This window comes from Parafilimonas sp. (genome assembly GCF_047606085.1).
GTDB lineage: Bacteria > Bacteroidota > Bacteroidia > Chitinophagales > Chitinophagaceae > Parafilimonas.
In genome coordinates this window covers 75,884-91,291 of sequence record NZ_JASGEX010000204.1, presented here as the reverse complement: position 1 = coordinate 91,291, position 15,408 = coordinate 75,884, and the positions used below count along the sequence as shown (strand labels likewise).

Annotated in this window: 11 protein-coding genes; 8 read left to right on the top strand and 3 right to left on the bottom strand. The window is 40.5% G+C overall.

Going from position 1 to position 15,408, the window contains the following annotated elements; translation table 11 throughout:
• Positions 1 to 382 precede the first annotated feature (382 nt).
• The 5 genes from QM629_RS18350 (at position 383) to QM629_RS18330 (ending at position 6,246) form a co-directional block, all read left to right on the top strand.
• On the top strand, positions 383 to 910 hold the full coding sequence (locus tag QM629_RS18350) for a hypothetical protein (RefSeq protein ID WP_415161356.1): 528 nt from the start codon (positions 383 to 385) through the stop codon (positions 908 to 910).
• A gap of 226 nt (positions 911 to 1,136) precedes the next feature.
• Entirely contained in the window at positions 1,137 to 1,499 is a 363-nt protein-coding gene (locus QM629_RS18345; protein WP_415161355.1) for a BlaI/MecI/CopY family transcriptional regulator, read from the top strand.
• Positions 1,500 to 1,503: 4 nt separating this feature from the next.
• Entirely contained in the window at positions 1,504 to 2,577 is a 1,074-nt protein-coding gene (locus tag QM629_RS18340) for a M56 family metallopeptidase (RefSeq protein WP_415161354.1), read from the top strand.
• A gap of 69 nt (positions 2,578 to 2,646) precedes the next feature.
• Positions 2,647 to 3,513: a GLPGLI family protein gene (locus QM629_RS18335; RefSeq protein ID WP_415161352.1), complete on the top strand. Its 867-nt coding sequence runs from the start codon at positions 2,647 to 2,649 to the stop codon at positions 3,511 to 3,513.
• A 27-nt stretch (positions 3,514 to 3,540) separates the two neighbouring features.
• Positions 3,541 to 6,246 carry a hypothetical protein gene (locus tag QM629_RS18330; RefSeq protein WP_415161351.1) on the top strand — a complete coding sequence of 902 codons (2,706 nt, stop codon included), beginning with the start codon at positions 3,541 to 3,543 and terminating at the stop codon, positions 6,244 to 6,246.
• A gap of 117 nt (positions 6,247 to 6,363) precedes the next feature.
• Here the strand turns inward: QM629_RS18330 and QM629_RS18325 are convergent, their stop codons facing one another.
• The gene (locus QM629_RS18325) at positions 6,364 to 7,647 is read right to left on the bottom strand and encodes a glucose-1-phosphate adenylyltransferase (RefSeq protein ID WP_415161350.1); all 1,284 of its coding nucleotides are present in this window, start codon (positions 7,645 to 7,647) and stop codon (positions 6,364 to 6,366) included.
• 55 nt (positions 7,648 to 7,702) lie between these two features.
• The gene (locus tag QM629_RS18320; RefSeq protein WP_415161349.1) at positions 7,703 to 9,124 is read right to left on the bottom strand and encodes a glycogen synthase; all 1,422 of its coding nucleotides are present in this window, start codon (positions 9,122 to 9,124) and stop codon (positions 7,703 to 7,705) included.
• Between the two features lie 175 nt (positions 9,125 to 9,299).
• Here QM629_RS18320 and QM629_RS18315 point away from each other — a divergent pair, with 175 nt between their 5' ends.
• Both QM629_RS18315 and QM629_RS18310 read left to right on the top strand, forming a co-directional pair.
• Positions 9,300 to 10,751, top strand: a complete 1,452-nt coding sequence (locus tag QM629_RS18315; protein ID WP_415161348.1) for an MFS transporter — start codon at positions 9,300 to 9,302, stop codon at positions 10,749 to 10,751.
• Positions 10,752 to 10,848: 97 nt separating this feature from the next.
• Positions 10,849 to 11,826: an ROK family protein gene (locus QM629_RS18310; protein ID WP_415161347.1), complete on the top strand. Its 978-nt coding sequence runs from the start codon at positions 10,849 to 10,851 to the stop codon at positions 11,824 to 11,826.
• 32 nt (positions 11,827 to 11,858) lie between these two features.
• Here the strand turns inward: QM629_RS18310 and QM629_RS18305 are convergent, their stop codons facing one another.
• Complete coding sequence (locus QM629_RS18305) at positions 11,859 to 12,893, bottom strand: sterol desaturase family protein (RefSeq protein WP_415161346.1); 1,035 nt, start codon at positions 12,891 to 12,893, stop codon at positions 11,859 to 11,861.
• A gap of 176 nt (positions 12,894 to 13,069) precedes the next feature.
• Here QM629_RS18305 and QM629_RS18300 point away from each other — a divergent pair, with 176 nt between their 5' ends.
• Positions 13,070 to 15,352 (top strand): NADP-dependent malic enzyme, encoded by a 2,283-nt coding sequence (locus QM629_RS18300; protein ID WP_415161345.1) that lies wholly within the window; start codon positions 13,070 to 13,072, stop codon positions 15,350 to 15,352.
• The last annotated feature ends 56 nt before the right edge of the window (positions 15,353 to 15,408 follow it).

The following is a 15,408-nucleotide window of genomic DNA, read 5'->3' as shown; positions in this document are numbered from 1 at the left end:
TCGGCCGCAAACCGGGCAGGTTCGCTTCGTTCGGCTCCGCTACGCCTCACTTCACTTCACCTGCCCGCGGGTTAACTCTCTATACAGCTACTAATAAGCTATTTACACAAAGAAATAAACACTACCTTTTATTTCAAATCCATTGTATATTTCAAACAGGCTTATTAAATCTAATGAAGTTGGTCTGCATATTCAACAAAGTAAAATTGTAAGTGTTTTTTACTTAATAAGCAATCTTTATAAACAATTTCAATTAAGTATTGGAAGCAGTTATTCAGCCAACAAAGGAAATTATTTTTCAGACTTGTCAGTATTACAAAATAGCACTAAGTCTATGTATTTTTTTCTTCCCGAGTATTCTAAACTCATGTCAGTAAACTTTATGGTTGAAAAATATGTATCCTTTTTACAAGGAACTGTAAGATTGAAAAACGACTATTCCTTACAACAATATAAAAACATAGTCAATAACTCATCTTTAAGAAGCAACACTGCACAGAGCTTTGCAAATGAATTGTTTTTTAAAACTGCATTTGATTGGAAAATAAATTTTGAAAATACTTTTAAGCATAGGTTGTTAGCAGCTGAACAGGACGGTGGTGCATTATTTGACAACAATTCATTAAACAATAATTTCAAAATTATTTTCAAACCTGCAAAAAGAGTATTTGCAATATTTTCTTCGGATTATTTTTTACCCAACACGTCAAAAAAACAAAACTATCTTTTTCTTGACATAGACTTAACCTATCAGACAAAAAACAAAGTGTATGACTTTCGGTTAAAAGCAAGAAATATCACTAACAACAAATACCTAAACCAATTTGACACAAATGACTATTCAACAACAAACTTTCAATCTAATCTACTGCCCCGACATTTGATATTAAGTGTATCACGAAATTTTTAGTCTATCAAATGTCACAACGAATTACTTCTGCCAACATTGGGTGAAATGCAGCGAAGTTTGCCGGAGTGAGTGGATTGTGTGTTGGCATTCTTGGCCCTTTGCAATGTTTGCTTTTATGTGCCTTGTAATGTGCTAAAAATAGCATCATTTTCATCTCCTAAAAAATTACAATTATTTTTTTTGAACTACAAATATAGTTCTATATTTGAACTATAAATATAGTTTAATGAAATCTCTTACAAAAGCTGAAGAACAAATAATGAAAGCTTTATGGAAGATAGAAAGCGGCCTGCTAATGGAAGTGGTGGAAAGTATGCCCAAACCGCAACCGCACAAAAATACTGTGGCAACAATACTGAAAACCCTCATAGATAAAGGTTTTGTAAAAACAGAAAATGTAGGCAGGTTCTTCAGGTACATGCCTGTTATTACAAGAGAACAATATTCCAAATCAACTTTGGTTAATGTGGCAAAAGGATATTTTGAAGGGTCCTTTACCAATATTATTTCATTCCTGGTTGATGAAAATAAATTGTCGGTTAAACAACTGGAGCTTTTGCTGAAACAAATAAAGAAAACGAAAAAATAAATATATGATTGTATTAATTTCTTATCTCTTTAAATCGTCTGTTGCAAGCGGTATTTTCTATCTGTATTACTGCGTTGCGCTGAGAAATAAAAGCTTTCATTCGTATAACAGGTTTTATCTATTGTCGGCAATAATTATCAGTCTTATAACACCCTTTATACATTGCGCATGGTTTTATACGGAAGCAGTTCAAAACATCCCTTTGGCTAATCTTGCAAACAAGATTAGTTCTATTACAGAAAGCCATTCTGACAACTTTTTTGATACTGTTTTTTTTATATGCTGCATCTACATACTTATCAACATTGCGCTTTTTGTTCTTTTAGCAGCCAGGATAACATGGATTTATAGTATTAAGAAAAAGAATAAAAATATAAAGATGCAGGGGTTCACTTTAATTGAAACAGCAGTTAAACAGGCGCCCTTTTCTTTTCTCAGCAATTTGTTTTGGAAGCAGGGGCTTTCTGCAGCTGATACTAACGGCGAAAAAATTTTTAAACATGAACTTACTCATATCAGGCAAAAACATACTTATGATAAGTTGTTTACGCAGCTTGTGTGTTGCATTTTTTGGATAAACCCCTTTTACTGGCTGATACAAAAAGAGTTGAATACCATACATGAATTTATAGCAGATGAAAGTTGTATCAAACATGGTGATACAGCATCTTTGAGCATCATGCTTCTATATTCTTATAGTGAAGGCAGCTATCTTTCGCCATCGCATTCATTTTTTAATTCATCGTTAAACCGCCGCCTGCTTATGGTGGGTTCTCCAAATAAAATCAGATATGCTTATTTAAGAAAAATACTGGCTCTTCCTGTTCTTTTATTTGTGCTGGCAGTTTTATCTGTTAGTGCTATAACAAAAAAACATTCAGGTATAAATATTCAAACAGTAAACGAAGCGCAAAAACCTGCTGAAAATATTATTCCAAAACCTGATACAACAAGAAAAGAAAACCTCGAACCGATAACCGTAACCGGATATAAGCTGAAAAAAATACCACCACAGAAAACAAATATTATTCCTGCAAAACAGCGTATGAAACCAATAACAGTAACCGGACATAATTAAAAAAGCAGCCATTGTAAAACAAATCAGGGCAGGAAATACATCAATTCAACTAAAATAAATTCTTGTTATATGAAAAGAATTAAAACCTTATTCAGTGCAGCGTTTCTTCTTATTTGCAATTTTTCTTTTGCCCAGGAAACCATATCGGTAAATGTGGTTTATGAATTTAAATATGTTCGTGATTTAGACAATAAAGATAATCCTTACACGGCCGATATGATATTGTCTCTGGGAAAGCACACCAGCCGGTTTTGCGCTCAAAGGCTGTATGATGAAAACAGCAAAGAAGCCCGCCTTGAAAAAGAAAAGCAAAATACGCAGCAAAATAAATCGCCTATGCCTATGGTGGTGGTGAGCGGTTCACCGCTGTTGATTGTAAATAAATACGGCGCCCTTATTAACGAAGAAATTTTAAAAGACAGGGCCAAACAGAACCTGTCTTTATTCTCGCATTTTGGTTTTAAAACTTACCGGATAGAATCAGCATTGCCTGAGATAAACTGGGTGGTGAAGGACGAAAAGAAAACAATAGGCGGCTACGCTTGTCAGAAAGCAATTGGAGATTACGGCGGCAGAACTTATGAAGCATGGTTTACGCCTGACCTGCCTTGCCAGGATGGGCCATGGAAACTATCAGGGCTGCCCGGCCTTATACTGGAAGCAAGCGACAGCCTGCATGAAGTGATTTTTACTTTTAAAGAAATAACCAAAAACACAGACGCAGAAGAAACTACCCAATCCTTTTTAAAAGATGACCGGTGCATTAAAACAAATCTCAAGGCGTATAACCGCACCAAAGCAGCTTTTGAAGAAGACCCGGAAAGTTTTTCAACTGCTATGTTCCCTAATGCAAAACTGAGCATTAAGAATATTGACGATCCCAATGCCACTCATACAATAAAAATAAAAAAATACAACCCGATGGAACTTGATTGATTCATGGTGTTTTTCCGGAGAAAGCGCATGCAAAACATCACATCTAAAATTTTTTGTTACGGCCTTTCATTTTACATCATTGCCTTTGTAATACCAGCAGGAACTTTATTAGCCCAGCAAAGAACTATAACCGGCAATGTAAAAAGCAATACAAATGAACCTCTGCCTTCTGCCAGCGTTAAATTACTGGATGAAAAATCAACCATCATCAGTTATGCTATCTCTAATCAGAAAGGCGATTTTATTCTTTACATTCCTGCAGGCAAATCTTCATCTCCGCTTTGGCTGGAAGTTTCTTATATAGGATATAGGAAACAACAAAAACCTATCAACACAAATAATCCGGCATATCAATTTATACTTATACCTGATCCCAATACGCTTGAGGAAGTTAAAATAAAAAACAGGCCATACGCCAAACATGCAGGTGATACTTTGAGCTATACTGTAACACGTTTTGCTCAAAAGGAAGACCGTAGCATTGGAGATGTATTAAGACGGATACCAGGAATTGATATTGCCGGAGATGGCACTATTTATTATAACGGAAAGGAGATTGAGAATTTATATATTCAGGGAGACGACCTGATGAATGGCAGGTATGGCTTGGCATCTAAAGTAATACGAAAGGAAATGATAGCAAGTGTTGATGTAATAAGAAACCATCAGCCCATAAAAGTGCTGAAGGATAAAATGCTATCGGATAAAACAGCTATTAACCTTGTGCTAAAGGATGAAAACAGTTTAAAAGCATCTATGCAGGCAACTGTTGCCGCAGGGTTGCCCGAACAGTATGACGTTTCTTTTACACCTGTTTTATTAAATAAACGTATTAAAATGATTAACACCGTTGCTTCGAATAATATTGGTACGGATTATAGAAATGATTTTAAGCAACCGGGTGCCTCTAACATGATTTCAAATATTGCCAATGACCTGCCTGAAATTAATTTATCGCTTGCAACCACAGGCCCGCCCGATTTACCGCTTTCAAGCTACTATTTTAATAAATCTGCCATTGTTAATCTTAACAATCTTTATAATACAAAAAACGAGGTGCAGTTTAAAGTGAATATTCAGGGCTTTTACGATAAAAGCAGTATGAACTATTCCGGCTATTCAGCTTATTATTCAGCAAATGATACTGTAAACTATACAGAGCGGCAAAAAAATTATAGCGAGCCACTGGAACTGAATACATCCTTTAATGTGATGGTGAATAAAGAGCGGTATTTCTTCAATAATAATTTAAAAATAAATGTAAGTAAAGAAACAGATAACAGTTTTATGAATTTCAATGATTCTTCGTTTAAAGAATCATTGAATAAAACCTTAAATGAAATTTCAAATGACCTCAATTGGATTCCCGCATTCAAAGGCAAAAATATAGGAGAGTTCAGGTGGCTGGTGAGATATACGCACAACAGAGACATACTAAATATCGGCAAAGGATATTATGCTGATGTAATCAGCCAGCAAGGCAATTATGATAGTGTAATACAACAAGCCGGCATGCCCTCTTTGTTTTCCAATGCCTGGTTTTCTTACAAGATTCCGGGAAATATAATCAAGCAGGAGTATAAATTTGGCATTATTACTGAATCGCAACAGCTACATACTGATTTAGGCTTTATTAAAAATGGCTTATCGCAGCCATACATGGGTGATAGCGGTAATGATTTGAAGTGGAAAAGAAGCGATGTTTATATTTCACCCGAATACCAGTTTGAACGCCGGAAACTGAAATCAACCCTTCAGTTACCTGTTTCTTACCAGTACGTACACTATTGGCAACAGGAGTATCAATTGAATGAAAAAAACAAGCAAATTGTTTTTAATCCGCTCTTAAAAATATATTACGATATTGGCCCTGAACAATATCTTTCCTTTAGTTATGCATTCAAGAATACTTTCGGAAACATAATGAACATCTACAGGGGTGCTATTTTAGAAAATTACAGAACACTACAGGCAAATGATGCTGACCTGCAGGAAAAAAAAATCCATTCATTAAGCCTGTATTATGATTTCAGAAAATCTGTCATCCTGCTTTTTATGAATGCGGGTATCACATTTGATAAAATAACTGCAAACACCATTGTGTCAACATCTATAACTGATAGTATTCAGGAAGTTATTGCACTTCCCTATAAAAACAGTCAAACCAATACGGCGTTGAATGCAGGCATCAGTAAATATTTTTTTGATTTAAAAACTACGGTTTCATTAAAAGCCCGGTTGAATAAACACTGCTATGAACAGTTTGTAAACAATGAACTGCTTCCGTTTTACAGCACCGGCTTATTGCTTAATGCCCGGATAAATAAAAAAATGTTTCAGGCAGTGAGCTTTACTTATCAGCCAACTCTTTTTTGGAATAATGCTACATTGAAGGAAAATAAAACATCCGGAGGCATGTTAATATACAAGGCATTTCGTTCTGAGCAAAACCTCTCAATTGGTTCAGGCATTTTAAAGCGATTATATCTGGAACTAAATGCAAGGCATACTTACAGCAGCTTATCCAATAGCAATAATGTTCAGTATTTTTTTATGGACAGTAAAATACAATATACTACTAAAAAGAAAAATACAGATATCGCTCTTAATGTTACAAACCTGCTTAATGTTAAACATTATACATTATACTCCGATTTTTATAACCAGTTATCCATAAACCAATACAATATAAGGGGCAGGATGATCATTATAAAGTTTGCATATTATCTTTAAGCTTTATGTAAAGAATGCCCAAAATCTGGACTTTTTATCAGAAGCGCCAAATGTATTATCTATCCTTACCCATCGAAAATTAAAGATCAAATGCGAAACAAGCACTTATTCTAAAAACTATATCACGAACCCATCCGGTAATACAGCATTTTTCTTTACCACCACAATACCATCTTTTACGGTGTATAAAGTATGGTCAACATTTTCGAGGTGGCCACCGCCGTTAATGCGTACATCGTTTCCAATCCTTACATTCTTATCAATAATAGCATTCTTTATATAACACCTGTCGCCAATGCCAATACGCGGAACGCCTTCATTCCTGTTGTCTTCCATTTGTTCAAGCGTTTCATAAAAATCGTTGCCCATTATGTAAGAGTTTACAATGGTGCTTCCTATGCCCACCCGTGAGCGTATGCCCATTAATGTATTTTCAATGCGGCTGGCCAGCACAATGCAACCTTCCGCAATCACTGTTTTTTCAAGTGTGGTACCGCTTATTTTGGCAGGCGGCAGCATGCGCGGCCTTGTATAAATGGGGTGCGAGCTGTCAAACAAATTGAATACCGGCACATCGGATGTTAATTCTATATTGGCTTCAAAGAAAGAATAGATGTTCCCTATATCTGTCCAATATCCATTGTATTGGTAGCTTACCACTTTATGGCTGGAGATAGAAGAAGGTATGATCTCTTTGCCAAAGTCTGTGGCATCGGGAAATTTATTCAGCAACAATTCATTCATCAGTTTCCTGGTAAAAATATAAATGCCCATTGAAGCAAGATACACTCTTCCTTTCTGCTGCATTTCGCCGCCTGTATCGCTTACCCAGTCGCCCAAAACATCAGGCTTTGGCTTTTCTATGAAAGAGGTGATATTATGTTCCACATCTGTTTTCATAATACCAAATTCAGTGGCTTCGCGTGCTGCAACCGGGATGGTAGCAATAGAAAGATCGGCCCCTGAAGCAATATGATTATCGAGCATTTCGGCAAAATCCATTTGATATAACTGGTCGCCGCTAAGCACCAGCACGTATTCAAAATCGTTATTGCGTATATGCCTTAACGACTGGCGCACTGCATCTGCTGTGCCCTGGTACCACCCTGCATTATCGGGCGTTTGCTCGGCAGCCAGTATATCCACAAAGCCTGAACTGAAGTGGCTGAACAGGTAAGTGTTTTTAATGTGCTTGTTTAATGATGCCGAGTTGAACTGGGTTAAAACAAATATCCGGTTGATATTAGAGTTGATGCAGTTGCTGATGGGAATATCAACAAGGCGGTATTTACCGGCAATTGGAACGGCGGGTTTTGAACGGGCTGCTGTTAAAGGATATAATCTTGTACCGGCCCCTCCTCCAAGGATTACTGCTATAACTGACTGTGCATAAGATACCATATCTGGGTAGTTTTATATAAATGTATAAAAGTATTTGTAAGTATATTCAGTTCAATTAAAACTTAAGGCTTTGATAAATATTAAGATATTGCTGCACCGATTTTTCCCAACTGTTATCAATCTTCATCATGTGGCGGCGCATGCGGGCAAGATTTTTTTTATCATCATAATATAAACCCACGGCACGGCTTACAGCATGCACAATATCGCCCACCGACGCCTGGCTGAAACGGATGCCCCATCCCTGCCAGTCGCCCATATCGGTTACCGTATCAATCAGGCCGCCGGTGCTTCTTACCATGGGCACGGTGCCGTATTGCATGGAGTACATCTGGTTAAGGCCGCAGGGCTCTACGCGGCTGGGCATCAGTAAAAAATCCGCCCCGGCATACATGCGATGGCTTAATGCTTCGTTATAGCCTATTACCACAGCATAACTGCCGGGAAAGGTTTCTGTTAATTGTTTCAATTGCCATTCTACCTGAGGCTCCCCGCTGCCTAATACCAAAAAGTTTACGTATCCCTGCATGCCATATAATGATGATGCAAAGGCATCGGGCAAAAGGTCTGCCGCTTTCTCACCCACCAGCCTTCCTATAAAAATAATCAATGGCTTTTGCGGGTTAAGATTAAATTCCCTGCACAGCGCTTCTTTATTTTTCTGCTTGATCTTATCAACCGTGCCGGCGTTATAATTGTATTCAATCAGCTTATCCGTGTCAGGGTTCCAAACATCTGCATCAATGCCGTTTAAAACACCGGAGCATTTGCCGCGCTCATATTCAAACAAGGCTTCCAGCCCGTTGGAATTCCAGCGCAGTTCTTCCATGTAGCTCCAGCTTACCGTATTTACCCGCCAGGCATTTTTTACGGCGGAAGCAAGCGGATTGATTACTCCGCCCCATTCAAGAAGGCCGCCTTTCCAGGTATCCCAGGCAGGAATAAAACGGCCCTGGTCCCATCCCATCCAGCCCTGGTATTGGGCATTGTGAATGGTAAACACGGTTGGTATGGAGGCAAGCCTGTTATATTGATAACAGTATTTTATCATGAAAGGCACAAGCCCTGTATGGTAATCGTGGCAGTGAATGATATCGGGTTTATGCTGCCATTGATCAAGCCAGTTTATAACAGCTATCTGGAAAGCAACGTAGCGTTGCGTATCATCATCATACCCGTAAATATTGTCGCGGTCCAGCAGGCCGCTTATCTCCACAAGATACAGGTCAAAGCCAAGCTTGTTATGCCGTTCTTTTATAATGGTGTAATCAAACCACCAGTTATCAAGATTGGCCCTTCCTTTAAAATCAACATCCCAGTCATTGGCATATAAAAATTTTGTGCGGTGCATGGGCATTATAACTTTTGCATAATGCCCGGCTTTTACCTGGTACTTGGGTAAAGCGCCAACTACATCCCCTAAACCACCGGCTTTGGCAACCGGGTAACATTCAAAACTCAGGTGAACTATTTCCATGCAGCAATATTTCTACGTTAGTTTTTTTTCTTCGCTACCAAATTAACAACAATATTGAAAGGACAAAATAATTTTTATGAAAAACATAAGCAGAACAAAATAATTTTAATCATACTGCATAATTTAAAATGTACTTAACTTACGCCACTTTTATAACCCAATCAATGATTGTTCCATGAGCCAGCAAACCAAATGGTCGCAGTTCGGAGTTTTAATTACGGTGTTTTTTTTCTGGGGTTTTGTAGCCGCATCCAATGATATCCTTATTCCTGTTTTTAAAGATAAACTGCATCTTTCACAACTGCAATCACAAATGGTTTCATTTGCATTTTATGTGGCTTATACCGTTGGCTCGGTCATATATTTTCTTATATCAAAAGCAACGGGCGGAGATATTTTAAACCGCATTGGTTTTAGAAACGGCATTTCGCTGGGCCTTATAATTTCCGCATTAGGCACATTGCTGTTTTACCCCGCTGCGCAAAGCGCATCGTTCACCATCATGATAACCGGGCTGTTTATAGTAGGGCTTGGCTTTTCACTGCAGCAAACCGCAGCCAACCCGTTGGCAATCGTTATGGGCGACCCTAAAACCGGTGCACAGCGTTTAAGCCTGGCCGGCGGCATAAATAACTTCGGCACTACTATAGGCCCATTGCTTGTAAGCTTTGCCATATTTGGCAGTGCTACGGCAACCACCGAGGCGGTAGCAAGCATTGAAAGCTTGAAAACGCCTTATCTTATTTTAGGCGCCGTGTTTATATTGGTAGCCATCATCTTCAGGTTTTCATCAGTTCCCAATAAAATTGACCTTGATAAAGTTGCCGAGGAAGAAGCTGATAATAGCAATAAAGTAGAGCATAAAAGAAGTGTGCTCAGTTATCCGCAGCTTATCATGGGCATGATTGGAATTTTTGTATATGTGGGCGTTGAAGTGGCCACCGCATCTAACCTGCCGGCATTTTTACAGAAAGACCTTGCTATTTCAACCGATAAAATTGCACCGTTTATTTCATTGTACTGGGCAAGCTTAATGATTGGAAGATGGACGCAATCCATCGGCGCATTTAATTTAACCAAAGGCACGAAGCAGCTATTGCGTTTTCTTATGCCATACATAGCGTTTTGTGTGTTTATACTGGTAAACGTAATTGCCAGCCATGATGTAACGCCTTTCTATTATTATCCATTCGTTATAATTGCAATGATTGCCGGGGATATATTGAGTAAAGGCAACCCGGCAAGATTGCTTTTAATATATTCCGGCTTTGGAATAACCGCCTTACTGATAGGCATGCTTACAAAAGGCATGGTGAGCGCTTATGCTTTTATGAGCGTAGGCCTGTTCTGCTCTACTTTATGGCCCTGTATTTTTACACTGGCTATTGCAGGGCTTGGGCGGCATACCAACGAAGGCGCAAGCCTTCTTATTATGATGATAATGGGCGGGGGCATTGTAAGCCTGCTGCAGGGCTTCCTGGCAGACGATGTAGTAGGCATTCAATGGAGCTACATTGTGGGTGTATGCTGTTTCGCTTACCTGGCTTTTTATGCAATAAAGGTTAAGGCTGTTCTTAAAAGCCAGGGTATTGACTATGATCATCTCGAAAGTAGTGGCGGGCATTAACGAAGGTTACTATAATATTGCAGCAATAACTTAATAAAAGTGCTTACAGATTGAGTAAAAGATCAGAGATCGCTAATCATAAATCAGAATTCTAATTATGGCTTCTTCAAAGGCAGCAGTTGAACCCCTCGCCGTGGGAATTGATATAGGTGGCACAGGAACGAAATATGGCATTGTTGATCACTTCGGAAATGTTTTGTTTTCAGGTTCGATGTCAACGAAAAAACATGCGAAAGTTGAAACTTTTATTGATGAATTGCATAAAAAAGTAACAGAACTTATTGATAAAGCGGGCGGGGTTGGCAGGATGAAGGGTATTGGCGTGGGCGCCCCGAATGGCAATTTTTATACAGGCACGGTTGAATATGCGCCTAACCTGCCCTGGGAAGGCATTATACCGCTTGCCAAATTATTGAACGATAAATTCAGGCTGCCGGTTATTTTAACCAACGATGCCAATGCCGCCGCTGAAGGTGAAATGATATATGGCGCCGCAAAGGGCATGAAAGATTTTATAATGATAACGCTGGGCACAGGCGTAGGCAGCGGCATTGTTGCCAATGGCAAGCTTATTTACGGGCATGATGGCTTTGCAGGCGAGCTTGGCCATACCATCGTTATCCCCGACGGACGCATACACCCTGGCACCGGCAAAAAAGGATCACTGGAAAGTTATGCTTCTGCCACAGGTGTGCGTGCCACAACGCTTGAAATGCTTAAAAACACGAATACCCCAAGTTCTTTAAGAAACATACCGGCAGAAGAAATTGACTCTAAAAAAGTATATGAGGCCGCTATTGCCGGCGATGAACTGGCACAGAAAGTATATGAGTTTACCGGCAAAATACTTGGCCTTGCCCTTGCCAATGCCATCATGTTTTCCAGCCCCGAAGCCATTATTTTATTTGGCGGCTTAACCAAGGCTGGCGAGCTTATTTTAAAACCCACCCGGGAAAGCATGGAAGCCAACCTTATCAAGATATTTGAGAACAAGATTAAAATACTGGTAAGCCATCTTAAAGAGTCAGATGCGGCTATACTCGGCGCCAGTGCGCTTGCCTGGGAAGTTAGTTGATACCTGATTTTACAGGAATTTAGTTCACGCTGTCACGCCTCTGCCGCCACCCTGGCTTCAGGCATTTCAGGCGCATGCTCCATAGCAATCTTATCTTGCAGCTTCCGCTTTTCGGCCCTGGCCGTTTTATGGTCGCCGGTATGGCTCCAGCCCGGCGGCATGATGATGTACAGGCATTTATTCTTTATGCCCGGCGCATGCCACACATCTTTTGCCAGGTAATATATCTCTCCAAAATAAACATCCCAGAAATTGCGCGGGTTCATCGGTCTTGTTATGCCATATTCAATCGGCAGGCCTTTTTCTTCATATTGAAATGTGCCGAAAACCTTATCCCAGATATTAAGCAGGTTGCAAAAATTGGTATCCATATATTTTACATTGCGCGCATGGTGTACCCGGTGATGGGAAGGCGTAAGAATAATCCTGTTCATAAACCCCATTCTTGCATCTTTTAAAACATTTTCCCCCACATGTATAAATGCGCCCCACGTGCCGTCAACAAACATGATAAAAAACAGCAGAGGCGCATTTACGCCCAGCAAAATGCAGATGGATGTTCTTATAAAATCGGCATACGGTGCTTCGAGGAAAAAATGGGCATACGTTACAGAAAGGTTCATATTTTCCGGTGCATGATGCGTGGAATGCAGGCACCATAACACCCTTACCTTATGCGCCAGGAAATGGTAAATAAAATGCGCAAATTCCCATATTATATAACCGTAAATAAGCCAGTACCAGGTAAAGGTTGTTTTGAAAATGGCATGTTTCTCCAACAAGCCAATACAAAGCGCCACCATGGCAATGGAAATAAACCTTGATATGAACCGGTTGATCACAAAAATGAAGAAAGGAATGCGGTAATCATCAATCTTAAACCTTTTGTAAACAAGCGCCCTTATAATTTCTATGATCAGCAAAAAAGGAATGAACGGCGATATAACCGATAATATGCCATTAAACGTAAGCAGGCTGCTGTAATCGCCGCTTTTTACCACTTCCACCACGTGGCCTATTCCCAAAAAAGAGATCACCTCATCATATAAAACCTGGAAAATATTCATGGCAGGCATATTTAGTGCAACAGCACAAATTTACGGCAAAAAAATATTGGAGGCACTGGCATTGCACCGGCATTTCATGTATTGCGCAATTAAAGCATACGCCTTGATACAGATTTTCCTATTTTGCGCAGCAACTATTGTATTAAATAAGCATTTGTCATTAAATATTAACCAATATGGCGCAGTTGATCCGCAAAGAAGATGCACTTGAATACCATGAGAAAGACAGGCCAGGTAAAATTGAGGTTATTCCCACCAAAGAAACCAAAACACAGCGCGACCTGGCTTTAGCTTATTCTCCGGGCGTGGCAGAACCTTGTCTGGAAATTCACGATAATACAGAGAAGGTTTACAGATACACGGCCAAAGGCAATCTCGTTGCCGTCATCAGCAATGGCACGGCTGTATTGGGTTTGGGGAATATTGGCCCGGAAGCATCCAAGCCGGTAATGGAAGGCAAGGGCGTGCTGTTTAAAATTTTTGCCGATATAGATGTGTTCGATATAGAACTGAACACTACTAATGCCGATGAATTTGTAAAAGTGGTAAAGGCATTGGAACCCACTTTTGGCGGTATTAATCTGGAAGACATAAAAGCGCCGGAGTGCTTTGAAATTGAAAGAAAACTGAAAGAAGAACTGAACATACCCGTCATGCACGATGACCAGCATGGCACCGCCATTATATCAGGCGCTGCCTTGCTGAATGCGCTGGAAATAGTGGGGAAAAATATTTCGAAGGTAAAATTTGTAATAAGCGGCGCAGGTGCATCGGCCATCTCCTGCTGTAAAATATATATTGCGCTTGGCGCCGATGTGCGCAACATGTATATGTTTGACAGCAAGGGGCTGATCGTTACATCCCGCACCGATCTTGATGAAAACAAATTGCCCTTTGCGCAGGACGCAGCACCGCAAAGCCTGGGAGAAGCTATGAGAGATGCTGATGTTTTTATTGGCTTATCCAAAGGGAATGTAGTAAGCAAAGACATGCTGAAATCAATGGCGGAGAAACCTATAGTTTTTGCATTAGCCAATCCTACGCCCGAAATTGCCTACGACGATGCGCTCGAAGCAAGGCCTGATGTGATTATGGCAACCGGCAGGAGCGATTATCCCAACCAGGTGAATAATGTGCTGGGGTTTCCTTACATCTTCCGCGGGGCGCTTGATGTACGGGCCACTGCCATCAACGAAACCATGAAGCTTGCTGCAGTAAAGGCACTGGCCGCACTGGCAAAGGAACCGGTGCCTGAAATAGTGAATGTGGCATATAACGAAAGCCACCTGTATTACGGGCCTTCCTATATCATTCCCAAGCCTGTGGACCCCCGGCTGCTGGTTACGGTTTCATCCGCTGTGGCCAGGGCTGCCATAGAAAGCGGCGTGGCAAAATACCCCATTACCGATTGGGAAGCGTATGAAGCACAGCTCTACAAACGCCTGGGCAGTGATGATAATATTCTCCGCTTCATTATCAATAAGGCAAAGCAAAACCCGCAACGCGTTGTATTTGCAGAAGCTGAAAACATTAAAATACTCAAGGCGGTACAGATTGTAAAAGATGAAGGCATTGCTATTCCTGTTTTACTGGGTAATGAAAAGCGCATAAGAAAGCTGATTGAAGACAATAACCTGCCATTAAAAGAGGTGCAGATCATTGATCCGATGAGCGAAGGCATGAATGAAAAATGTGTTGAATTTGGCGATGTATATTTTGAAAAAAGAAAACGCAGCGGCTTTAATTTATACGAAGCAAGGCAGGTAATGCGGAAGCGCACTTATTTTGGCTGCATGATGGTGGCGCAGGGCGAAGCAGATGCCATGATCTCCGGCCTTACCCGCCGCTACCCGGATACGGTGAAGCCTGCACTGGAAATTATAGGCATGGAAACCGGCGTTAAAAGAATGGCGGGCATGTATATCATGCTCACCAAAAAAGGCCCGTTGTTTTTTGCAGACACCACGCTCAATTTTAATCCGGATGCGGAACAGCTAAAAGACATTACTTTCCTTACGGCTGAAGCGGTGCAGAACTTCAATATCAAGCCCCGGGTGGCCATGCTCTCTTATTCCAACTTCGGCAGCAGCGCCTCACCTGAAGCCAGGCTGGTGCGCAGCGTGGTGGAGCAGATTAAAAACGAAAACCCGGGCTTTGTAATTGATGGTGAAATACAGGCCGCCGTTGCATTTGACAAGGATCTGCTGAAAGAAAATTATCCTTTCTCCGACTTTGTGAATGAATCACCCAACGTATTGATATTCCCCAATCTGGCGGCAGGCAACATTGCTTATCATTTAATGCAGGCTGTTGGCGGTGCAGAAGCGGTAGGCCCGGTATTGCTGGGCTTAAGAAAACCGGTGCATGTATTGCAATTGGGAAGTTCGGTAAGGCAGATCGTGAACATGGTAGCCATAGCCGTTTGGGATGCCCAGATAAAATGCGCCCGCGAAAAATAAGGTTCAAAAGTTCACGGGTTGTTTAGCAGTCGTTTCTTCTTTATTTAACGTTCAAC

What these genes read in the sequence shown, in the direction of transcription:
- QM629_RS18325 (WP_415161350.1), bottom strand. Translation starts at nt 7,647, where the DNA reads ATGGTATCTTATGCACAGTCAGTTATAGCAGTAATCCTTGGAGGAGGG.
- QM629_RS18315 (WP_415161348.1), top strand. Translation starts at nt 9,300, where the DNA reads ATGAGCCAGCAAACCAAATGGTCGCAGTTCGGAGTTTTAATTACGGTG.
- QM629_RS18300 (WP_415161345.1), top strand. Translation starts at nt 13,070, where the DNA reads ATGGCGCAGTTGATCCGCAAAGAAGATGCACTTGAATACCATGAGAAA.
- QM629_RS18345 (WP_415161355.1), top strand. Translation starts at nt 1,137, where the DNA reads ATGAAATCTCTTACAAAAGCTGAAGAACAAATAATGAAAGCTTTATGG.
- QM629_RS18335 (WP_415161352.1), top strand. Translation starts at nt 2,647, where the DNA reads ATGAAAAGAATTAAAACCTTATTCAGTGCAGCGTTTCTTCTTATTTGC.
- QM629_RS18350 (WP_415161356.1), top strand. Translation starts at nt 383, where the DNA reads ATGGTTGAAAAATATGTATCCTTTTTACAAGGAACTGTAAGATTGAAA.
- QM629_RS18310 (WP_415161347.1), top strand. Translation starts at nt 10,849, where the DNA reads ATGGCTTCTTCAAAGGCAGCAGTTGAACCCCTCGCCGTGGGAATTGAT.
- QM629_RS18320 (WP_415161349.1), bottom strand. Translation starts at nt 9,124, where the DNA reads ATGGAAATAGTTCACCTGAGTTTTGAATGTTACCCGGTTGCCAAAGCC.
- QM629_RS18340 (WP_415161354.1), top strand. Translation starts at nt 1,504, where the DNA reads ATGATTGTATTAATTTCTTATCTCTTTAAATCGTCTGTTGCAAGCGGT.
- QM629_RS18330 (WP_415161351.1), top strand. Translation starts at nt 3,541, where the DNA reads ATGCAAAACATCACATCTAAAATTTTTTGTTACGGCCTTTCATTTTAC.
- QM629_RS18305 (WP_415161346.1), bottom strand. Translation starts at nt 12,893, where the DNA reads ATGAATATTTTCCAGGTTTTATATGATGAGGTGATCTCTTTTTTGGGA.